The 23,115-nt window shown below is 44.1% G+C and carries 17 protein-coding genes; 5 read left to right on the top strand and 12 right to left on the bottom strand.

Translation table 11 applies throughout. The features are described 5' to 3' along the window. Window positions 1–52: 52 nt before the first annotated feature. The 7 genes from tftA to F6K38_RS03075 form a co-directional block, all read right to left on the bottom strand. Window positions 53–1,366 carry a hormogonium tapered terminus morphoprotein TftA gene (tftA, locus tag F6K38_RS03045; RefSeq protein ID WP_287252617.1) on the bottom strand — a complete coding sequence of 438 codons (1,314 nt, stop codon included), beginning with the start codon at window positions 1,364–1,366 and terminating at the stop codon, window positions 53–55. 226 nt (window positions 1,367–1,592) lie between these two features. Next, entirely contained in the window at window positions 1,593–2,699 is a 1,107-nt protein-coding gene (locus F6K38_RS03050; RefSeq protein ID WP_008188316.1) for a peptidoglycan-binding protein, read from the bottom strand. Between the two features lie 609 nt (window positions 2,700–3,308). After that, the gene (locus F6K38_RS03055) at window positions 3,309–4,610 is read right to left on the bottom strand and encodes a TauD/TfdA family dioxygenase (RefSeq protein WP_287252615.1); all 1,302 of its coding nucleotides are present in this window, start codon (window positions 4,608–4,610) and stop codon (window positions 3,309–3,311) included. Between the two features lie 47 nt (window positions 4,611–4,657). After that, entirely contained in the window at window positions 4,658–5,977 is a 1,320-nt protein-coding gene (locus F6K38_RS03060; protein WP_287356036.1) for a TauD/TfdA family dioxygenase, read from the bottom strand. Between the two features lie 175 nt (window positions 5,978–6,152). Continuing rightward, window positions 6,153–6,638 carry an aspartate 1-decarboxylase gene (gene panD, locus F6K38_RS03065; RefSeq protein WP_287356038.1) on the bottom strand — a complete coding sequence of 162 codons (486 nt, stop codon included), beginning with the start codon at window positions 6,636–6,638 and terminating at the stop codon, window positions 6,153–6,155. Window positions 6,639–7,297: 659 nt separating this feature from the next. Then, on the bottom strand, window positions 7,298–7,903 hold the full coding sequence (locus F6K38_RS03070) for an ureidoglycolate lyase (protein WP_287356040.1): 606 nt from the start codon (window positions 7,901–7,903) through the stop codon (window positions 7,298–7,300). Between the two features lie 24 nt (window positions 7,904–7,927). After that, window positions 7,928–9,322, bottom strand: a complete 1,395-nt coding sequence (locus tag F6K38_RS03075; RefSeq protein WP_287356042.1) for a methyltransferase domain-containing protein — start codon at window positions 9,320–9,322, stop codon at window positions 7,928–7,930. Between the two features lie 674 nt (window positions 9,323–9,996). Between F6K38_RS03075 and F6K38_RS03080 the strand changes: the two genes are divergently transcribed. Beyond that, entirely contained in the window at window positions 9,997–12,396 is a 2,400-nt protein-coding gene (locus tag F6K38_RS03080; protein WP_287265136.1) for a heavy metal translocating P-type ATPase, read from the top strand. A gap of 416 nt (window positions 12,397–12,812) precedes the next feature. After that, entirely contained in the window at window positions 12,813–13,253 is a 441-nt protein-coding gene (locus F6K38_RS03085; RefSeq protein ID WP_008188331.1) for an FHA domain-containing protein, read from the top strand. A gap of 82 nt (window positions 13,254–13,335) precedes the next feature. Here F6K38_RS03085 and F6K38_RS03090 read toward each other — a convergent pair whose 3' ends face one another. Both F6K38_RS03090 and F6K38_RS03095 read right to left on the bottom strand, forming a co-directional pair. Then, complete coding sequence (locus F6K38_RS03090; protein WP_287253676.1) at window positions 13,336–15,948, bottom strand: AAA-like domain-containing protein; 2,613 nt, start codon at window positions 15,946–15,948, stop codon at window positions 13,336–13,338. Continuing rightward, window positions 15,945–17,240: an AAA-like domain-containing protein gene (locus F6K38_RS03095; RefSeq protein WP_287356043.1), complete on the bottom strand. Its 1,296-nt coding sequence runs from the start codon at window positions 17,238–17,240 to the stop codon at window positions 15,945–15,947. The genes F6K38_RS03090 and F6K38_RS03095 overlap by 4 nt, the downstream gene beginning before the upstream one ends. Before the next feature lie 195 nt (window positions 17,241–17,435). On the opposite strand from F6K38_RS03095, the gene F6K38_RS03100 reads away from it, so the two are divergent. Together F6K38_RS03100 and F6K38_RS03105 are read left to right on the top strand one after the other, a co-directional pair. Then, window positions 17,436–17,591 (top strand): hypothetical protein, encoded by a 156-nt coding sequence (locus F6K38_RS03100; RefSeq protein ID WP_287356045.1) that lies wholly within the window; start codon window positions 17,436–17,438, stop codon window positions 17,589–17,591. A gap of 69 nt (window positions 17,592–17,660) precedes the next feature. After that, entirely contained in the window at window positions 17,661–17,801 is a 141-nt protein-coding gene (locus tag F6K38_RS03105; protein ID WP_287356047.1) for a hypothetical protein, read from the top strand. A 27-nt stretch (window positions 17,802–17,828) separates the two neighbouring features. Here the strand turns inward: F6K38_RS03105 and F6K38_RS03110 are convergent, their stop codons facing one another. Further along, a complete protein-coding gene (locus F6K38_RS03110; protein ID WP_287356048.1) occupies window positions 17,829–18,986 on the bottom strand; it encodes a tetratricopeptide repeat protein in 1,158 nt (385 codons plus the stop codon). 308 nt (window positions 18,987–19,294) lie between these two features. Between F6K38_RS03110 and F6K38_RS03115 the strand changes: the two genes are divergently transcribed. Continuing rightward, window positions 19,295–20,617, top strand: coding sequence for an RNA-guided endonuclease InsQ/TnpB family protein (locus F6K38_RS03115; RefSeq protein WP_502709562.1), 1,323 nt, complete (start codon window positions 19,295–19,297; stop codon window positions 20,615–20,617). A 374-nt stretch (window positions 20,618–20,991) separates the two neighbouring features. Here F6K38_RS03115 and F6K38_RS03120 read toward each other — a convergent pair whose 3' ends face one another. Next, window positions 20,992–22,083 (bottom strand): hypothetical protein, encoded by a 1,092-nt coding sequence (locus F6K38_RS03120; protein WP_008188351.1) that lies wholly within the window; start codon window positions 22,081–22,083, stop codon window positions 20,992–20,994. A 561-nt stretch (window positions 22,084–22,644) separates the two neighbouring features. Beyond that, window positions 22,645–22,863, bottom strand: coding sequence for a hypothetical protein (locus tag F6K38_RS03125; protein ID WP_131827195.1), 219 nt, complete (start codon window positions 22,861–22,863; stop codon window positions 22,645–22,647). Between the last annotated feature and the right edge of the window lie 252 nt (window positions 22,864–23,115).

Consider the following 23,115-nt stretch of genomic DNA (forward strand, 5'->3'; position numbering starts at 1 on the left):
ATCAAGTGTTAAGTATTAAGTGTGAAGTATGACGTATTACATTCTTCATCCTTCAAAAAACACCATAAAGCTGTTTAATAAGTACCATAATCTGATTCCCGTACTCCAAATCTGGATTCCAACGTCTGCCTAAGTCATAAACTGAAGGAGCAACACCTCTGGGCACATAGTCAAAACGAGGGTCTACTATCGGGGGCTCGTTAATCATATCAGTACTGGCATATGCCTTCAGGTGCTCAATGTGAGCTTTAACTCCTGTTTTCGGGTCAGGAAATGTAGCACCAGCAGCACTAGCCTCAACAGTACCCAATCCACAGAAGTTATTCTGCTCAGGTTTGACCTTCCCTCCAAAGCGTAAATAATCGGTTTCCAAACACATCTGACAGAAGGCAACATCGTGGTTAACTAACTCATTTTCCGCTTCTTCTATGTAAAGTCTGGGTAAGTCAGGAAATTGTTTTAAACCGTCTTCATTGTTTTTCTCAAGAAAGCTTTTCAATTGGCTTTCCGTGGCATTTCCCATCCCCATAATTTGGTCACCATCTTCCAGTAAGGTGCGGGGAAGTGAATTTAAAATTACAGTTTTTGTCTGATTTTCCCAGGATGCAGCTATATTAAACTCTTGTAAGTCTACCGCTTTGACATATACCACATTTCCGTAACTGATTTGCCGAATATCTTCCCGATCAGTTAGGCTAATCCCGAGCATTTCCACTAAATCAACGGGAATAAAGGCATTGCTATTAATTAAAATACCTTTTTCGTCATACTTCTGTTGTTTAATAAAGATATTGATAGTAGGAAATTCAGGAGTTTTTGGAGTCTGACCGCTCCATTGAATTAACCCTTGAGCAATCCCTTTTGCAAATTTTTCCCGCTGATTTTGCAGTAACTCTAGGTCTTGAGGATTGTCGATAAAACACAACTGCATGAGTACCGAAGAGACTGCTACCTGACGACAAAAGGATAAGCCACGCCGATTTGGAGAGTGGATATCCGGTTTAACGCCACGACTGGGAAGTTCAGGAATTTCTTGGAGTAATGCATTAAGTAAGAGCTGAGCATCCAGCTGCCTTTCATCGTTACCATAGATGTAAAAGGCTTGAGCCCCTCCCAGGGAACCGTTAAAGGCATTGCCATCAATTTCCAAGGCTACGTCACCAGGCACAGCATTGGCATTGATCCATCGAATCGTGTCTCGACGGCTGAGAGAGTCAGGAACAACAATACAATCTACTCCCCGTAATTCCAGCTCTTTAACAATTTCGTTACGGGTAAGTATCATTTCCCGAGATTCTGTTGTGCCTAAAGCCACTACTCCCGGGTCTTTGAGGTCATGACCAGCGGAAATTAGAATACGTGCCATGGGTTGGTCTCTTCTCCTTAGTTTACCGTTTTTTGGTCGGAAAATAATTCGGTAGATAGCTTTAAAAAGTCGTGCTAATAGCTTACGCATTTAAATTGTCAGTTACGGAGAAACAATCAATGAAACAATCAATGATGACTTAGGAATGATGAATACCTCTGGAACTTGTGAATGAATGATACATTGTTTTGCCATTGACCATTGGGTTAGGGTCAATGGTTCTCGATTAAAGTCCCATCTTGGCACGGGTTGCTGGGCCGACAACTCCATCTACATCTAAGCCGTTTTGTTCTTGGAACTGCTTTACAACTCCCTCACTACCTGGTCCATAGACACCATCCGGCTCCAGACTATAGCCTGCTTTGGCCAAGGCTTGTTGAATAGCACGTACGTCTTCTCCCTTCATGTAAGGTTGGCTTAGGCGCAGTACCCGAAATTGTATTGACTTGTCAGATTCGGTCTTGGGGGGTACCGAGATCGAAAACCCTTCTGAAAAACTATTGTTTAGTCGTCTCTCGGTTGATGGTCCGTAGGAACCATCTTCGGCAATCCGGTCATTGATATTATAGCGGTTCCAAACTCGCTGGAATGCCCGCACTGCTAGGGAGCGAATGTCTCGGGTACGTCCGCCTACGTAGTCGAAATGAACTGGGTCCCCCCAACCGAGCCATCGCCAGCCGTACTTCTGGAGGTAAGGTCGCCAGCTCAGGTAATCTGAAATATCAATGGCTAGACCACTTTGGTGATTACTTCGAGACGGACGGGCAGCAATGGGAATACCGCAACGGCGATTTCTGTAGTGGTTATATAACACTAATTGCTGGGCAATGGTGCGATAGGCTGAATTGATTACCATGGGAACGCCCCGGTCTTGAATAGCACGTTCGAGGGCTCTTTTGGCAGCGGGTTGCAGCATAGCCCAGACAGCAGGACCTAGTTCCACATCTAAATCATCAAAACTGATTAGTACATTCGGGATGAGTCGGTTCATTTCATCAATAATCTGTTTGTCTAGCCCCCGAACCACTTCTGTGGAGCAGGAGGTAACATTCCTGACCTTGATGGATATTTTCTTAGGGAACAACTGCTTGTCGTCATCCCAAACTTCCACATGGGGTTCGTAGACGTACCAGGTATTCTTGCCATTAAATTCATCTTTGGTCAAAGCAACCCGCAGGTAAGACTTCTCTTCTTTGAGGTCTACCCAGCTGTGCAGCTCTAGTTCCCTGCCTTTTTTGACCCAAACTTTATCCTCTTCATTTTCGATCTTCTGGCTGGGTACAGGTTGCTGTTTTAGGAAGGTATCATGTACGATTTTCAAAGATAAGACCATCAGTTTCCCTCATAGATGAAATGGTGGCAGTAGTCGTGATTGGTGAGTCGTGATTGGTGAGTGGTAATTGGTGTTTGTTAGTTCAAGTACACTCCTGCCTAGGAGGAGTTATTAGGACGTTTCAAGCTAGCTGTTGTTAGCGGTACCTAACTCAAGACTCTTACACTATATATTTATATTCAATACTAGAGCCTGGGATTATGGGCAAATCCTTGAAAAATTAGCCATAATCCTCCTCTGGTAACGGTTAGAGTCAAGAGGATATCAATGTTGGTGCTTGGTTAGACAGTGAGCAGCTACTGACTCGATTCCTAAGCCCAATCCCTGTTACTGTAATCAGCATTCGAGCCTTAAGTCCTATTATGTCTGCTTTAACAATCCCTCGGGAACCTCTATTAAAATGGGAGGACAAAAATTTTTTTTGCTTGTGCCAGTTTAATAACTAGCATATTATTTAGGAATAAATTACCGATTTGTGATAATGAGCAACTATTATAATAGTTAGGGCGCACCTCGGTGCGCCCTAAAAATAGCTTTAATCTTCTGATGCAAGCGCTGTTTGTTGTTGACAGCGCTTCACTTCCCATCGATTAAGATTGTTCCATTATCTCAAACATAGCGATCTGCGAGAATTTCCAAAGCACGGTCTGAGCATCCCATTAACCACAGGTTTGACATCCCAGTTTTCTCCCCTAGCAAAATTCGCCGTCTACAGCGGAAGGTTTCTTCCTCCAAGTAGGCTCCTAGCAACGTTCGTTTCAGGAAAGGACTCCAGATACCAGTACGTCCATGGAGCACTCGCCAGTTGTCAACTACTAACACCTGTCCGGAAGTCAGTAGAAATTCGGCATTATAGTCAGGATCTTGTAACAGTTGGGAAAATCTTCGGTAGGCTGTCAATAGGTCTTGAATCTTATCGTAGGAAACTTCTAGAGGTATCCTGGTGTTGTGGTTATACCGAATCTGATAAACTTCTCCATTTTCATCTAAGTTAATTAGATGATTACGTCGATAAGCTTCCCATTCGTATTTTCGGGGGCTGAAATCATTTTCCGATAGTTTCTCTTCTACAGAGAGTCGCCGACGACCTGCTGGTATATATTCTGTGGTAAGTAGCTCAAAGAAGTAGGGGTTTTCTGTTTTGATTACCTCTGCTAATTTGAAACCATCAACGACGGTAGAATAGGCTTGTCTGTCGTTATCCGGGTTGTCGTAGAGGGTACATTGCAGATATTGGATTCCAGTGGGAATATCGAAGGCAGTAACGTCTGTATGATTTCTTAAACGCCCCAATTGATAAGAGTGTTGGATAGCTTGAGCAACTGTGTTTTGTCTATCCATAGTAAATACATTGGTGGGATGATAACGTTGCCGTAAAGGCCCCACCCGTTCCACCAATGCCCGAAAGCTTTGTTCGTCATTTGGAGCATTCTCAATTATTGCTACCCCTAGTTCGACGAGCTGATTTAAGTAAGACAATAAAACGTCGTCATCATTCATCACCTCATGATAATCAAAATAAGAGATAGATACTGATGCATCCCAAAGTTGAGGTTTTGATTTTTGTTTAAGGGCTGGGTCATTGTAACAATGAACTCGTAGCCAGGAAGGATCGAATACACTGTGATGCCCTGTTTCCTGACCACCCCAGACAATATCCAAATTCCCTTCAGGATCAATTGTCACCTTTTCAGTAGTTGGGTTTAAAGGAATTTTGAGGAGGTCATGTCCGCTATTGAGGCTTAAGGTATCTCGCTGAAAGCATTTAGGACAGCGACAGCTATCTAGGAGCCAGAGATTATGGTAAAAGCTTTGATGGCCATCTTTCCAAGTGATCTCTACGCCATTGTCACTGGTTGCCATGGATTTGATACAAAAAGCAGGTTTGAGTTGTCGAAGTAGCGTGGTCATGTTAATTTCAAGCTCCTATGTATCAAGCTGCTATGTATGTCGTTTCTTTAGATTGTGGTGCGGTCTGCCAGAATTTCTAAAGCACGGTCTGAGCATCCCATTAACCAGATATCTGACATACCGCTTTTCTTACCTAGTAACAGTCGCCGCCTGCTACGGAATGTTTCTGGCTTCATGTAGGCTCCCAGTAAAACTCGTCGCAGCTGAGGATTATGAATGGCGGTACGCCCGTGGAGTAATCGCCAGTTGTCGTTAACTAATACTTGTCCCGGAGCGATCAGAAATTCGGCGTTATATTCAGGAGCTTCAGCTAGCGCTGTAAATGCTTGGTAGGCTGCATATAAGTCTTGAATCTTATCAGGAGAAACCTCTAGTGGCACTCGGTCTGTTTCATGGTGACGAATCTGGTAGACTTCACCCGTTTCATCCAAATTAATTACATGCTGACGATGATAAGTTTCCCATTGGTACTTCTTGGTGCCAATTTCATGCTTAGATACTTTTTCTTCCACACCCAGGCGACGGCGACCTGTTGGCACATACTCTGTGGTCAGCAACTCGAAGAATTTTGGCTGTTGGGTTCTGAGAACTTGGGCAATTTTAAATCCATCCACTAACGTGGAATATGCCTGTTTGTCATAGTCTGGGTTGTCGTATTGGATACATCCGAGAAATTGCAGTCTGGGAGGAACGTTGTAAGACACATGGTCTGTGTGATTATGTAAACGTTGCATATACTGATAGGCGTGGTGAATATTCCCTGCCAGTTTGTTTGCTGTATCCAACGTAAAGATATGGGTGGGATGATATCGTTCTTGGATCGGTCCAATCCGCTCTATCAGTGCCTGAAAACTTTCTCGATTCTTGGGCACGTTGTCAATGATGACTACTCCCAATTCCAGCATCTTGTCCAACCACAGCAACAGTGCCCAATCGTCTTTCATCACTTCGTGGTAATCGAAATGAGGGATGGACACTGATGAATCCCACAGTTGGGGTTTTCGTCGCTGTTTGAGAGCGGGGTCTGTTTGACAGTGAACTCGCAGCCAAGATGGATCGAATACACTGTGATGTCCAGGTTCTTGACCGCCCCAGACTATATCCAAATTGCCTTCACGATCAATCTTGACCGCTTCAGTGATGGGATTGAGTGGCATTTTCAGGGGGTCATGTCCTTCCCCTTCTGAGCTGTTAAGGCTCAATGTATCCTGCTGGAAGCATTCGGGACAGTGGCAAGCATCCCGCAGCCAGAGGTTATGGTAAAAGCTATGATGACCATCTTTCCAAGTGACTTGTACACCGTTGTTGTTCACTGCAACTGATTCAATCCGAAAAGCGGCTTTGAGTTGCCGAAGTAGGGTTGTCATCTTTCACCTTTATGCTTTGTATTACTTGCTTCCGATTTATTTGAAAACAGGACTTACGCGCTTAAGTGTATTTAGCACCCCTATCTACCAAATTATGGATATTTATGGAAAGTAATGATGTCAAAATACCCCAAAATTGGGTAATTTAGGAGGCAAATGCGTAAGTCCTGGAAAACTAGGCTTCAGCCCCCACCATTACCTCTGACTTAGAGGTCAATTGTTTGCCGTTACTGGTTTGATAGCCGTTGTATTCCAGTTTCTCTCCATTAGGGGTGAGAGTAGGGGTGAGAGTCTGGTAAAAAACTTCTTGACAGCAGTTGTTTTCATCAGCAATCAGTACCCGCGCTTGGTGTCCGCTACTCAAAATTTCAGCGCGATCGCATTGCTCGTTTGCCCAGATAATCAAGGTATCTCCCTCTTTGCACAGTAGCGCTCCCCCTCCATTGGGACAAATTTTTCCTGAACCTGCTTCTCCTGGCAAAACATAGGTTGACCAGCGATTGCCATTGTCAATGTTGACAATTTCTACTTCTTCGAGGGCTAGGATCCCTACCTGTGCCAGCAAGTCGGAGTCAATCGTGACACTGCCCACATAGTGGCGGTTTGCCTCAGTCACACGCACTCGATGTAGCTTGGCGTGCATTAGTTTGATGGTCGCCATGATTTATTCTCCGTTGAGTTGAATGAATTTAAATTCAATTGACTTGAACGAGCCTATTTCTCGACTTAGCGATTGGCATTTTACAATCTCTGTTTGAGATTGCTATACCATCGCTCCAACAATCACCAAAAACCTAACTAATTTCGGTTAATCAGTGATTTATGAGTCTCGAAATAGGATTCTTTTTTCGTTCACAATTATGACTAAATAGGCGCTTTTTAGCAGCTATCTAGTCATCGAATCGAAGTTCACACATTTGTCTTGATCCAGTCGCTCATGGGGGAAACCACGGCAGTCGCTCATGGGGAGGGGCTGTGTGCGGAACCTGCGTCCGCACCTTGTAAGCCCCGTGGGGACCCCCAAGACCGCGCTGCCTCCCCAAGACCGTAATGGTGCGTTTTCCGTAGGCGAATTTAATTCGCCACGGGTCGCACCTCTGCATCGCTTTTTGATACATCACTATTTTCCGGAAAATACATCGATTTACCTTTTTCCCTCCCGCCCTATCCATTTCTATCCATTGCTAAAATAGCCACTTTCAAAGTTATTTAACTGGCGCTCTAGATCCTTTAAAAGCGGCTAGGGAAAATCCTTGCACTTCAAATTATATAAAATCATCTGTTTCTATCCATTCCGTGCTGTGTTGGCTATCTATATTGTCAGTCTTCTTGAGGTTTACGAAGGGGAATCTTTAGACAAGTATCTTGCTCCTTCAACAATAGACAATCTACTGTAGCATAGATACTGCCTTGTTTATTTTTATAGACTACTTCTCCAGAAAGCGGTAAGGGAGCTGTGTGCCATACTCCAGGATGAATTGATATGCCGTAACTACCATCGGAGTAAAGCGCTACAAAATCTTCTGCTTTGACATTGTCCCCAGGAGGAGCTAATAAAAAAATGCTAGGTTCACCATTTTTAGGAATAAAAGCTTCTCCTGCATCTAGATGGGCGCTAAGCCAATTAACTAACACATAGTTAGAGTTAGTCTCAGGATCAACTACAGCCTTTCCTGCTGCCCCACCGCGAGCATTTTTATGGTCAGCGGAAAGCACGGTAGAACCACGCCAATATACTTTGAACTCGTCTTCAATCAATGTACCATAACCCCCCCTAGCAATAAGAGGTCGTTTTCCTGGGTTTGGCCATTTACACAACTCTATTTCAACATCTTCAAAATCCGTGAATACAGTTCCTAATCCTTCAGCATTTTTTGAGTTCAGCTTTTTTAATGGAACGTCATAGTATTTGCATGGTGTAGCCATGATTTTTCCTTAAACTATCAGCAATTAGTGCTTTTTCAGCACTAGAGCAACCATTGGTTCTGATTCAAAGATGTTAAATTCTACTCGGTCGAGTATACTCCATGAAAGCTCTTCGAGAATCTCTTGTAATGAATCGTTGCTTTCGTAGTAGTCAACTCGCAGGGTTAGGACAAAATATCCTCCAGACTTCAATAGTTTGAATAAGTTTCGCAACCCTTTAGGATGGGCGTGACCAAAGGTGAATACCCCCAACACCACAATCCCGTCGAACGCCTCAGGAGTAGAGAAGGTTAGAGGTTCTGCCACGTTCCCTTGGTGCAAGGCAGTGTAAACTTGCTTCTTCCTAGCTACCTCCAGCATTTCCTCGGAGAAGTCAACTGCTGTAATGTTGGTGTATCCTAGCTCTGCCAGAGCCTCACCCACCATTCCTGTACCTGCTCCAACATCAAGAATGCTTGCTGCTTTATTTGGCAGTACTTTTGCCAGAGCCCTAGCGGATAGAACGGGAGAGCAGCGATAGGTCTCGTCTAAGTCAGCATCGTAAATCGTCGCCCAAGCATTGTACTTATCTTGTAACGTTTTTTCATCATTAGTTCCGTAGATCCACGACACGCGATCGCTGACCTTTTGAGAGCGATAGAAACTCCATCCGAGTTCCCGAGCTGCGATCGCCTCACACATCTTATTATAGGAAGCGCTAAGTTTCGGATACTTGCTCAGAGCTAGCTGTGACAAGAGTTGGTAGCTCTTATTGAGGTGTTCGCTCAAGTCTTTAGCCTCCAACACCATCAAGCCAATGTCTCTGAGTGTTTTTGCGTAGGACTCATAGCTAAATGTTGGTTCAAACAGTAGTCGTTGATAAACGTGCTTTTGGCCTTCTGGGCTGATCTCGGACACTGGAGTGATCAGATCATCGAACAGGAAGATGCCTTGTTCCTGAAGAACACGGTAAATCTCCTTCAGAGCTAGCTCTCGCTGGTGGACATGGTAAATGGTGGCTTGGCTCCAGACATGGGTAAAGGAATTGTCTGAGAAAGGTAGGCTAGTTACTGATGCTTTCTGAAAGGACAGGCGTAGGGAGGGATACTCCTGAGCCAAAGCGTTGGCATTGCCAACCCGGACTGCACTGATGTCAATGCCCACAACTTCACATCCTGTCTGCTGGGCTAGCCAGATAGCGGTGTTGCCGTTGCCGCAACCGATATCAAGTACCCGAGATTCACTAGTCAGCCCACTGCAGGCGAGCATATATTCATTCCAACGGTGGCAAGCTGGGACAAAGTCTTGAGCACGAGCGTCAGCTAAGTTTTCAAAGTAGCCCCAATGTAAACTGCCTTCAGAATCCCAGAAGCTACGATACATGCTGTCTTCGTGGTCGTAAAACGCTTCTGTGTCGGCTTCTGTATATTTTTGTGTCATGTTGTTCGTCTAAGTTGAGACTTACAAGTGAGACTTACTAGATTTTCAGGGAATTTCCCTTCATGAGGATAAAATCATAACTGCTCGCTTCTTGAAATACTTCATATTTACTTTATATTTACTTGATATTTTCCTTCATATTTCCTGGCCTTTTGGCCTTTAGGCCACGCGTGCGCGTTCGGCCACGCTACGCGAACAGATTTTTTAAAAATCGGGATCGGGCGTTTTAAGGTATCGTTAGCCCTGGGGTCAACTCTGAAAATCCAATGTTAGCGCGACCTGGGAGTATCAATTAATTTTGGAAAGCTCCATTACAGCAGCTAGGGGATAGTTTAGCCGAGTACTTTACCTATGGGGAAATTGCAATCGCAATTCTATTGACTAAGCTGCTGGCAAAGCTCATTGATTTGGGGCTTTTTTTTCTACACTATTCATACCTCCAAAACTTGTCGAAACCCTTAAGTTAGTGCTATCTCGATTATCTAAGCTGACGGAGCTTTTTTTCCAAGTGTTCTGCTGTCGTGATTAACATAAAAAATAAAATAATGATAACCATTAATAATACCCACTGTAGCCTAGTTGAGCAGCTCTTAGCTTAAGCTGGAAATTAGAGGAATATGTTGCTCTTAATCCTCTAGGCTTTGCCACTATTCCTGAAGCTGTTCACTAAATCTATGCCAAAATCTATCCCAACTTATCCCAAGACTACCTTAACCCAACCAGCTTTGCCTGTAGAAACGATCACATTAGATGTAACTGGCATGAAATGTGCTGGTTGTGTTGGTGTGGTGGAACGGCAACTGAGCAGTAACCCTGGAGTATCGAAAGCCTGTGTCAATCTGGTAACTGGGGTAGCTGTGGTCGAGTATCAAGCTGGTGAGGTGGAACCAACTGTCTTAGCTGAGCTGCTTACATCAAAAGGGTTTCCTAGTCAACCCCGTTTACCTGAAACTGAACAGGGAACTAAGAGCCAGGATAGGTTAACACCAGCCCAGAGACATCAGCAAGAAGCTAGAGCATACCGCCAGCAACTAGTGATTGCTGCTGTCCTGATTGTCTTCTCTACAGTCGGACATATCGGTCATTGGTTCCATGGACCAATGCTGCCAGTATTGAGTACTTTGTGGTTCCATTGGGGACTGGCAACTCTAGCGCTATTATTACCTGGACGCTCTATTATAGTGGAGGGTGGGCGCGGTTTGTGGCACGGTGCTCCCAATATGAATACGTTGATCGGACTGGGGGCAGTGACGGCTTACACCACTAGCTGTGTGGCATTACTATTCCCTAACCTGGGATGGGAATGTTTCTTTGATGAGCCAGTGATGTTGCTGGGTTTTATTCTCTTAGGTCGGACCTTAGAGCAAGGAGCAAGATATCAAGCTACTGCTGATTTTGAGTCTTTGCTATCCCTACAGCCTCAGGTCGCCCGTTTGATTGGAACATTAGACAGTACAGAAGGTGATCAAACGGGTATCGAAATTCCTGTGGAGCAAGTCCGGGTGGGAGAATGCTTAAGGATATTACCTGGGGAAAAAGTTCCTGTAGATGGGGAAGTGATTACGGGAGTGTCATCGATTGATGAGTCAATGCTGACGGGGGAATCCCGACCAGTATTGAAGCAACCAGGGGACATGGTTACTGGTGGTACATTGAATCAATCGGGAGTGCTGGTGGTAAAGGCAATCCGTACTGGTAGGGAAACTACTCTGGCACAAATTGTAGCACTAGTGGAGGAAGCGCAAACTCGGAAAGCGCCAGTACAGCAGTTAGCGGATTTGGTAGCAGGGTATTTTACCTACGGGGTGATGGCGATCGCATTTTTAACCTTCCTATTTTGGTACGTGGCTGGGACTAAAATCTGGCCAGAGGTCTGGTCAACCATGGCGGCTTCTCCATTACTGTTGAGTTTGAAATTAGCGATCGCAGTTTTAGTGATTGCTTGTCCCTGTGCCTTGGGTCTAGCCACACCTACCGCCATTCTAGTCGGTACCAGCCTGGGGGCAAAGCGGGGTTTATTAATCAAAGGTGGTGACATTTTAGAACAGGTGCATCGGCTGGATACTGTGGTTTTTGACAAAACTGGTACCCTAACTCAGGGTCAACCTACGGTTACCGATTGCCTGCTGATTCAACCTGAGACAGAGAATGACCAACAGAGCGCTATTGGTACGAAAACCATTGCTCTATCTTCTGCTAGCCAATTGCTGCAACTGGCAGCAGCAGCAGAAAGTGGCACATCCCATCCCTTAGGTAGCGCAATTCTTACCGAAGCTCAACAGCAACAGTTACCGATGTTAGGGGCTCAAGATTTTTACACAGAACCAGGATTGGGACTATCAGCTTTAGTAGAAAACCAACGGGTAGTGCTTGGCAGTGCAGACTGGTTGAGTAAGCAGGGTGTTACCATCAGTGATACTGCTCAAGCTGAAGTCAAGGCTTTGGCAGATGGGGGGAAAACAGTAGTTTACGTAGCCGTTGATGGGCTACTAGTTGGGTTAATTGCTGTGAATGATGTTCCGAGAGTCGAGGCTAAACAAACAGTAGAACACCTCAAAGACCAGGGATTGCGGGTGATGATGCTAACTGGTGACAGACCCGAAGTGGCGGCTGCTGTGGCCAAAACTTTGTCAATAGAGCCAGAGGATGTTATTGCTGGGGTGCTTCCCGATGGCAAAGCTAATGCGATCGCAAACCTTCAAGACCAGGGAAACTGTGTGGCTATGGTGGGAGATGGCATCAATGATAGTCCAGCTCTAGCACAAGCTGATGTTGGGATTGCCTTGCATGGGGGAACCGATGTGGCAGCGGAAACAGCAGGAATTATTCTGATCACAAATAACTTGCTCGATGTGGTCAAGTCCATAGATCTATCACGAGCCACCTTCAACAAAATCCGCCAGAATCTGTTTTGGGCATTCGGTTACAATATATTGGGTATTCCCATTGCCGCTGGTGGGCTACTACCAGGATTTGGCATGGTACTTTCTCCTGCTGCTGCTGGTGCCTTCATGGCTTTCAGCTCAATCAGTGTTGTCACAAATTCACTGCTGCTAACCCGTTTACGGAATTAGATCAAGTCCAGTTGAATACCTATAATAGACCATCAGAGCAGCAAGGTTTCAGAAGGCTACAGTATCCTGGGTCGTCGGAAGCCACCGCCATAGGGTAAGCTTCGCGTCTGGTAGTTTACTTTTATTGATTCAAGGGATAATCAGATAATGCTCAGCAATCAGGAGAGTTTTCTAGGTAAATCAGTACCTAAGGAATCGCGCAAAAATAACTTACCTATTACAGGTTAGTTGAAACAAGGATTTAATAACGCCATTCCTTGAGCAGCAAGAGTTACACCTCTGAATTAGTATGCACAAATGGTAAACTTATTACTGTGCAATTCCTAAGTCAGTCGCAAGCTGGTTGAGAGCTGTGTCAATGTAAGTAAATAAGAGCATTGTTCTCAACCAATTACCCTTTTGATCACGAGCGATTCATGGCTACACAATCTGACCACAACCATTTATTGATTATTGAGGATGACAAGGGAAGCAAGCAGATTCCTTTGGAAGAGGAGGTATATTCTATCGGTAGAGATCCAGAGTCTGATATCCGCCTGTTTTCAAAGTTTGTGTCTCGCCGACATGCCACCTTAGTAAGGCGTAGACGTTCTGATGGTAGTCCCTACTACCGAATTTTTGATGGTAACCTCAAAGGTAAGGCTAGTTCCAATGGCATTTTAATCAATGGTCGTAAGCTTCAAGCCCATGATCTCGAAGATGAAGATGAGGTAATTTTTGCGCCTAAGGTCAGTGCTAAATATTATCTACTCAAGCGAGAGAATACCCCAACTGATCCAGTAGATCAAATGGATGAGTATGATATTACCCTAATTAATCCCGGTATGATTGATGATTCGGAAGAATGGGATAATTAGTAAGTAAATGACCGCCAAGATAACCTTAAAATTGATAATTTTAAGGTTATAGTTTGAGCGGTTAGCTACAGGATGTTAAAGTCTACCAGTCGCAACGGGAGAATAGAACACTCAGAAAAGACTTGCGCCAAGGAGTCACTGGGGGGTCTCCTCCCCGGAAAGTCGCAGTACGATTATCCTTGGTGTTCCACGGTGCCAAGGGTAAGTGACCTTCCTCGGCTTTGTTTTTGTTGAAAATTTCTGCAAACCAGTTGACTTTTTCCCACCACTCGTACCATGTTTCATCTAATAATTTATCATACTCTCCCTTGGGTAAGCCACGCTCAGCAATAATTTTGTCCAAGATCTGCTTTTGTACACTGAAGCCAAACTTGCCATCTGAGTGTTTGACCCAAAGCGTGTTAAGAGTACGTAGCTTTTGGCAGGAGAAGTTTTTGATATCTGGGCGATCGAGCCAACCTTCTTTTTCTCGATCAGCGATGTAAAGCATGATACGAACATTTTTTAGGTCAGCATCTTTCCAGTTTGCAGACTTCATAAAGAAGTGAATTTCAGCTAGGAAGTGATTGAAAAGAGAGTTTTTGACCATTTGATAGTCTTGACCGTTTTCAGATAGTAAATAAATGTATTCTCGATGAAAATTTTCTACGGCATTCGTTGAAAGTATTGACTGTTGTTGAGGAAGAAAGCTAGGTATAGGAATTTCTGTATCGAGATCAACGTTTGGAAACTTTTTCCAAGCAGTATCAAGTCTATCAAAGGCTTCCTTGTAAACTTTTAATGCTTCCTCTATCTTCCCTTCTTTCCTCAGCCTACTCCCCTGGACTCTTTTGACATGAACATAAATTGCCCATTCTTCGGGGACATCTAGATTTGGTTGTGAGGGTAAGAGATTTTTTTCCTTTATCTGTTTAATCCTTTGCCTAGCCTCATTCCACCGTTCGGTTGCTTTACTATCCTGTTCAAATTCTTGGTACTTCTGGCTAAGTTGCTGATTTGCTAAAGAAATCGAAGCTAGGAGCATGGCTTGCTTGAGATGGCGTTTGTTTTCTAGGATTTTAGTAGACTGACTGGCTTGACGCCATGCCTCTTGTGCTTCAGAAGACAGCCCGTTGTTTTGGAGTTCTTCGGCAAGTTCAGAAAGGCGATTAAGGGGTTCGATATCTTCTTTGAGTATTTCATAATCAGCTTTAGTTTTTTGTAATTTGATCATTTCCTTTCTTGCCACTAATCCTGAAACAATTGCTCCCAACACAGCTATACTTAGCACCACAGCGCCAATCTGAATCCGCCGTTGAGCCTTCCGATTCGCCTCAGTTAGTACCTGATTTCTCTTCTGGGTCGCTGCCCGATCCTTCCTCTCTCTGTCTAATTCCGCTTCCAGCTTCTCTTGAGCAATTTGCTCCTCAATCCCCTTCTTTTCACTGGCCGCCAAAAACTGCTGATCCAAATAACTTAAATTCTTTCTTTTCGCCCAAGCCTGAGCATCCTTGAGAGCCTTCCCCCGCAACAACAGCGATTCATCCTGAAATCCCGACGCCACCCAAGCCCTAAACCCTTCCGAATAGGGACGTAATGCAGCTAATTCTTGCTCAATCCAGTCTTGATTAAAGACTTGATGGTAAATACGGTTATATACTTTAAGAACTGGAAAAGCTCCAACTCTCTGCTTTACCACTAATCCAGATAACTGTAACTTGCCTTCCTCTAAACTGTTATTAGCAACAACTTCCCCCTGTTGCCACACCTGCTGATACAATTCCAACAAGTAGGCAGAGCGTTGCTCATTACTCAAGATGCGGTCGCGTATGGTCTTCAAATGTTCTGGCTCATCGGTAGCTTCCCAGTTGGAGATCACATGCGATCGCACCAATTTCTCAATCCACTCACCTTCAGCACCAGTGGGTATGGCACTGCCATCATCACAAACCAATTTACAGAGCTTTTGGGTAAGAAAGGGCTGTCCTCCTGTCCAGTCTAATATCTCCTCTATAACAGCCTGGGGGTTGCTGACCTTTCCCTCCAATCCCCTGACTAACGGCTCAACTTCATCTCTTTGAAAGCCATGTAACTCCACCGCCCGTCCAATATTAAAAGGGGTTCGGTCTTTATATCCAATCAAATCCCCCGGTGTAGCCACCCCCAACAGCACAAAACTAAGGCGATTATAAGCAGAATTTTCCGCCCGTTTGTTGTAACAAGCTCGAATTAGGGCAAAGAAGTCATCTTTGAAGCTTAATTGCAGAACGCTATCGATTTCATCAATAAAAATAACAATTGGTTGAGCAATATATTCAAACAATACCTCTTTGAGAAACTTACCAAAGCACTGCACCGGAGAAATCTTTTGGTGTTGTTGAAGCCAATGGTATTCATCAAACCTGTCGTAGAGTTCTAACTCAGACACCAACCCACTAATCAAACCGCCATACCATTCCCGTGGAGGAATCTGTTGCGATCCCAGCATGGTAATATCAATAGAAGCACAAACAATGTCTTCTTGTTGCAACCGTTTTATGGTTTGAACTTTCAAGGAAGATTTGCCCATCTGACGGGAATTTAAGACATAACAAAATTCCCCTGCTTTTAGGTATTGATACAACTCCTCATCGGCCTGACGTTTGACATAACTGCTAGCATTAAGGGGTAATGCGCCGCCTACTTGATAGATTTGCATAGTCTGGGTTTCCATCATTGGGTCTCCTGGAATCGCGCTTGAAAATACTCCCGATACAACTGACAACGGAGAGTGACTTGATGTCCTTGTAAATTCACTAATCCCATACTGTGTAGTTTGTAAGCTGATCGGGATTCTAAGGGAATCGGACAACTGGCTTCAATCACATCTTTAAAGGCATCAGCCAAAGCTTGATGTTGCTGTAGCATCTGCCAGAGGTGTCGTAGATGATTGCGATAAATCCCAGCTTCGGTGGCAGCATTGTTTAATACTTGCTCAAGGTAACCAGTACCATTAAATTTGAGATGGTTAAAGCATTCGCCAATTAAATAGGGATGTCCCCCTACTAACCCCTGCAATTGCTCAACCTCAGATGCTGTACAATCAAGTTGGTATTGTTGGGCTAATTCAATAATTTGCTCTTGGGTCAATTCCGGTAACTCAATCGGAACACCAACATTAAACGGGGATTCGTTAAGGTTCAGGGGAATATAAACTTCTGTGGAATGAACTACCACTAATCGGAGGCGTTCTAAACGTTTACCCATCTTGGCTTTCTCATGCCAAGCCCTTAGCATTCCTAAAAAGTCCGATGCCACATCACGGTGAGGAAAAACTCGGTCAACTTCATCCAAACATAGGACTACTGGCCTGTTAACCTGCCTTAGCAAATACCGTTCAAAGTAGTTGGTACAAGCCATTTTACTAGTCGATAATCCTTCGTACCAGTAATCAGCTAATCGATTAGCTAATCCTAAACTCTCACTAACACAGAAGCTAAACCACTTGAGTAATGAATTAAGATTGGCAAGGTCAGCGTGGTTAGCCAGGTGCAGGTTAATATACACAGTTTGATAGCCCTGCTGGGCAACCAACTTTCTCAGCACTCTAGCTATCAGTAAGGTCTTCCCCATTAGACTTGGTGCTTTAATTCTCACCAAGGCACCGGGACGTAAAAGTGTTTGATAACAAGTGGTTTCAATGGGAGGACGTTCAACATAATAGTCAACGTCAGGGATAGACTCGTCCTGATCTAAATCCGGTTTCCACGGATCTGGATTAACATTGCTATTGCTTGGTGTGCTTTCTTGATCTAGAAGAGCGATCGCTTTCCAGTCTTGTCCCAATTTTTCACTAATTTCTTGAAAATTCAGGTTATCGACAGGTCGGCCATTGAGATAATTATTGAGGGTTGATAGAGATATCTCCAATTCCTCAGCTAAGTCTTTCTGGCGAGGATAACCGTTGCGCTTAAGGGCTAATTTAACCTGGTCAATATACTCTGGATGAACTCTGAGTGAGCGAGACATAGTTGTCGGTTCGATGAACTACTCAAACTATAACTATCTTTTATAGTCACTCAGCCCAACTCAGGTACAACTCAGGTACAAGTCGGCAATGAATTATAAGTTGGCCATAACTCACGTCAGCTCAACAGCTTCCAAGGTTTGAACTGCTTTAGCCCCAGGGTTTGATGAAATTGTAGTTGACCTGAAACAATTTTCATGAACAATCTCGAAAACTTCCAAACCCTTCTGGAAATTGTGTTACTAGTTCTAACCCTCTCTACTGAATCTCCATTGTTAGGTATTGTTGCTGCTATTTGTGCATTGTTGTATTTGTTGAGCGACTCTGATGATTCAGATAACGGTGAGGAGTGAAGCGGTTGTCTAGCTCCGGAGATGGGAAGATAGGGAAATGGGAAGATAGGGAAATGGGGAGATAGGGATATGAAATTGATCTTTAGTCCTAATTTCCAGCATTGGTATCAAAATACCAACTTCATCGATAACTACTTGATACACAAGTACCGATTCCCGATTCCCGATTCCCGATTCCCGATTCCCGATTCCCTGGGCTATAGTCGTTAGTTGTTAAACTATCGAAATAAAATTATACTACAAATTTTGCCGATTGACTAACTGAATTTTATTGACAAAATAAGCTTCGCGATGCTGCAATGATTCAGCCAAGTCTAGCCCCTTTTGAAATGCTGCTAAGGCTTGAGGATAATTGTTCATCTCCAGATAAATTTGACCAATGTTGTCGTAAGTATTCATCAAGCCATAGTAATTATAGGACTGTTGTTCAACTTGCAGCAAAACCTCATAAACTTGCAAGGCAAACTCTGGCTGCTTAGAGGTAAGGTAAAGTTGTGCTAGAGGTTGTAGTGCTTCGCTAGCATGGGCAAACTGCTGTAGAGACCAGGCTAAGGCATAGGCTTCCTGATAGGTTTGACGAGCTTTTTCTGGTTGATTGAGGCTGTTGTAGTCAGATGCGATCGCAATTTTCAGGGCTGGAATCTGGGTATCATTACCTTGATTTAGGTAAATGTCCACTAATTGCTGCTTTTTGGGCAATGCCTGGTCCGGTTGTTGGTCTTGGTCGTAGATATAAGCTAGCTCTTGTAAATAAGCCACTTCTTCATTTATGCGTTCGCGAAGCGGTTCCAAAGGAACATCGGTCTGAACTTGAGCCAGTAATTCCTCATAGGTTTCTGCTGCTTTGGGATAATCAAACCAAGCCATGTGCAATTCACCCATGGTCTTCAAGGTAGCCTCAACCGCTGCCATATCGCCCTGGTTTCGAGCATCAGCGAGAATTTGCTCATAGACTGTCAAAGCTTGTCCTGGCACTCGAATCTGTTCATAAGCCTTACCCAAAGCTTTTAACAGTGGCAGATTGATCGAGTCTTCTGCTTCATTTTCCTGCTGAATCTCTTCTAACCGTGCCGTAATTAGTTGCACTGACTGCTTATTGTTTTCATTCCAGGCAACTCCTCCTACTCTGCCCAAGGTTTGCACTTCTGCCACGGGATCCCCAAGCACTCGCCGCAGTCGGATTTCCCGATACCAGATGTCAAAGGCTTTGGATTGATTACCAGCTTTGAATTCAGCTTCAGCTTCAGCATTCAGTTCATCCAACGCTTGCTTGAGTCTAGAACGTTCGGAAGGGTTGAGCGGTTCGTCTGGGGATAATGAAGGCAGGAGGGGATCAGGAGCAGTCAGTTCCAATGGATTGGGATTATCATTATCACTGGATTGGGATAAGGTCACACTAGCAAAACATAAGGGGAGTATAGCAGCGGATAATGCTATGATTATCCACTTGCTTAGTTTGGGTCCGAGAAGATGTAAGCGCAAGGTAGCCATAAGGAAACTAAAGAAGGTTACTACAAATTAGGCTAGCGATTTTAGGTTCAAACTGACCGAAAGCCCTGAGGGCGCAAGCCCCTGAATTCTATTCATGGGGTTAGCCCGAACGGGAATTTATTCCCTAACTGTCCGGGAACTTTTCTTTCGAAGTACCGACTATAAGAGTAAGTAAAATAGCAAACTAAGGATGTGATGAAAGAGTGTTGGTTATGGAGTTCAAGGCTGTCCTAAAAGAGCCTCAAAAATTAGCAATAAATGAAGCTATTAGAACAGCTCGCTTTGTCCGGAACAAAGTGCTTCGGTACTGGATGGATAATCGCGGGGCAGGGAAAAAAGAGCTCTATCGCTACAACACTCAGCTAAGAGATGAATTTAAGTTTGTTAAAGACCTCAATAGCCATGCTTGTCAAGCCTCTGTAGAGAATGTAGAACGTGCCATTAAGCGCTTCTTTGACAACTGCAAGAAAAAGAGTCCCGGAAAGAAGGGGTATCCTCGTTTTAAGAAACACTCCAGGTCAGTCGAGTACAAGCAATCTGGATGGAAGTTGTCCCCAGACAAGAAGTCCATAAAGTTCACCGATAAGAAAGGGATTGGGAGACTAAGACTCAAAGGAACCTGGGACTTGTGGCGTTTCGATTCGGCAAAGCCGACGCTACGCGAACAGAAACTCATTAAACGGGTTCGTATTGTCCAAAAAGCTGATGGCTATTATGTTCAGTTCTGCGTCAAAATAGATAGCTCAGAGCAGTTAGAAGCTACTGGTTTCACTGTCGGGTTGGACGTAGGTCTAAAAGAGTTTTATACCGACTCTGATGGTTACTCAGAACCCAATCCCCGTTTTTACAGGAAAGGCGAAAAACGCGCTATATTTTATCAACGTAGAGTTTCTCGGAAAAAGAAAGGCTCTGCTAACCGAAATAAAGCTATTAATAGACTAGGCAGACAACACCTTAAAATAAGTAGGCAGCGTGAAGAACATGCCAAGAGACTGGTTAGAAGTTACCGTAAGATAGTGGAGCCTTATTACAAAAGATTTAACCCTTTTATGCAAAGCCGAACACCCATAAAGGCTCCACTATCTAAGGTTTCGTCTCCGGCACGTTGCGTAATCCGGTCTAACGACCTGGTCGCCTATGAAGATTTGAAGGTCAAAAACTTGGTTAAAAATCATTGTCTTGCTAAATCTATTAACGATGCAGGTTGGTACCAGTTCCGGGAATGGCTAGAATATTTTGGTCAAAAGTTCGGTCGGATAACTGTTGCAGTAAATCCTGCCTATACAAGCCAGAATTGTTCTAGTTGTGGCGAAGTGGTTAAGAAGTCATTATCAACTCGAACCCATGTGTGTAAATGTGGGTGCCAGTTAGATCGCGACCACAACGCCGCCAAAAATATCCTAACCAGAGCCTTGAGTACCGTGGGGCACACGGGAACTTTCCAAAACGCTTGGGGAGAATCGACCTCTACTCTTCTTGGTTCCGACCTGGTTGAGCAAGTTGGCTCGTTGAACCGAGAATCCCCTGGCTTCTAGCCATGGGGAGTGTCAAATCTGGCCCTATTCTGCAGTAAGCCACCTGATCCGCCTGGGGAGTTATACCAATTCTTAGGGCTTACACACCTACACATCAATTTCATCTGGCCATCTCCCCATCTGGCCATCGGGTGCATCTTAATGCATGCAATTAGGCAAAAATTCTAATAAAATCTCCAGACTTCCCGCGCCCGGGCCCCGCGCCCGGGCCCCACACTTCCCGTCTTTTTTACAAATATGAGATGCACCCTGGCCATCTGCATCTGTAGTCCTACTTTGAAGAATTGGTATTATTTCTGCCTGCCTGCACTAGTCTGACCGCTTCCGGGACGAAGTTTGTTCCTGCCACCAAGATTTAGGACTGCTAGATGATATCATAACGCCTTCTGCTCCAGGTCAGAGAATAACTCCAGCAGTCCTTTAGTATAAGGAAGCAAGAGGTACATCTGATCTGACTCTATACGAGCGTTTAGTTCATCCACCAGCAACTGCAACATTTTTTCCGCCAGCTTCCAACTTACGTCTACGCTAGGAAATACCAGTAAACACAACGGCAACAGTTCCTGTTCTATTGATGTCATATTCCCCTCCAAAGCACATAGCCATAGGTAACCCTGGAACATTTCTAAATCTCTGATAGTCGAAGCCTTAATTCCTGGATCGTCCAACCCTCCCCGACGGCTAAAATGACCAGAGTGCAATTCCTCTGTGCGTTGGTAGACAGTCTGAGCAATATCCTGACTAACAGGTAAGAGTTGCTCCACTAAGGCTAAGGTAGGTGAGTTAAAATCATGCAAAGCCGCTGCATTACAGATTCGTTGCCAGGGGATAGAAACTTGCTCCTCGACAAACTTAAAGTAGGGACTGAGCAAAATTTGTTCTGGCAATGTCAGCCGATTGAGTACTAACTGAGTGCTGAAGTGAAACTGTGTGGTAACAAAACCAATGGCTCGACGGTCTTTTGCTGATATATGTTGCTGCCGCAGTTGCCGCAATACAGGTTCGAGAGAGGTGGCTAGCTTTTCTATAGCTGGCAACTCTAGCGCTACCATTGTCCACGGGCTAGAGAAATCTGTGAAGAAATTAATTGTCTCCCCTAGTCGTATTGCTGCCATTAAACTAGGATTCGGTGATTGCTCTTGGTAAATTTCCAGTACCTTTTCGTAAACGGAGCAAACAAATTCAGCAATTCGCTTAGCCTCGGTCAAATTAACCACATTAGGAATATAGGAGAACATAGCATCTGTTTTAATTCCCGCACACTCACAGTTAATCTGGATTAAACGCTGTAACTTGGTAACCGTTTTATTGCGCCCCTTTCTGGAAGCAAATTCTAGCAAATCATAAATCTTTAAAACACCATTTTTGGAAGCAATAATTGATAAATCGGGTACATAGCGATTTGACCAAAAATTTACTAATCGCTCAACCGATGTTTTGTTGAATCTTGGAGTGTTGATCAGCAAAGCTTTTTCCTCGGATGTCTAAAAAACTATTTCTATAATCCCTTTAAGTCAATTTTTCATTGTGGCGTTAAATCCAACAATTAATTGTGAAAGCTTTAAAAAAGCTGTAGAGCACTCCATGACAACTAATAGCAAATACCAATTATTCGGTAGATTTACAACAAATAAATCCCCTGAATAATAGGTAATGGCTAGGGAAGAATTAGTAATGAGGAATTGGTAATGGGTCATGAGTCATGGGTAATTTGAGTAGGTGCATCCCATTGTCATAGAAATAAAATTTTGTCAGAGGAGGTCAGGAAAATTGCGGAGGTTCCAACCGATGACTAAAATCTCCGCCAGTTTCATCTTGCCCATCTTCCCCATCTTCGCCATCTTCTGCAAACAGATTCCCTTGAATTGCCCTCACTTATTTAGTGTTTGTATTATTTATACACATGATAAACGTGATTCATGATCATTATGTTAATTTTTGTTAAAGTTTATTTAAAAAAACAACACAATGATCAGATATAGCGTTTCTAAATGAGTTGTGAACGCAAAACTAGCTGAAAGTCTTAGTTAAAGACAGTGCTTGTTTCCAGGGCTATAACATTTCTGAAAATGCGCTCTTTGTGTGTCTAGTCCAAACTGGCACCGTCTTTGAGCCTGAGCCATATTTGAAAAGTCATGAGAACGATAGATATTTAGAGCAAAGTTACGAGCAACGGCAAAGATTTGAGGTAACTGATGCATGGGAATACGTGAAGCATCTTCACCCTGAGTAACCGAAGCGCACATAATCAACCTTGTTCTCTACACCCCAATATCCAAGGGATGCCCTGGGCAAAGGACTCAGCAGACAAGGGCGTAAGAAGCAACATAGTAGCGTGTTTCCTTTTCCAGACGGTGTTGCCTCCCCTTTTTGAATTGTCGAACACTTTCCACTCGAATCAGAGTCTAATGCCCTGGCCAGGGCTGGATGTTGTCGAGTTGGTTGCAGATGCGTGCCAGCCTATGTCACTTATGCTAAAGAATCTGAGGGCTTTTGCG

This window comes from Moorena sp. SIO3B2 (genome assembly GCF_010692525.1).
Lineage (GTDB): Bacteria > Cyanobacteriota > Cyanobacteriia > Cyanobacteriales > Coleofasciculaceae > Moorena > Moorena producens.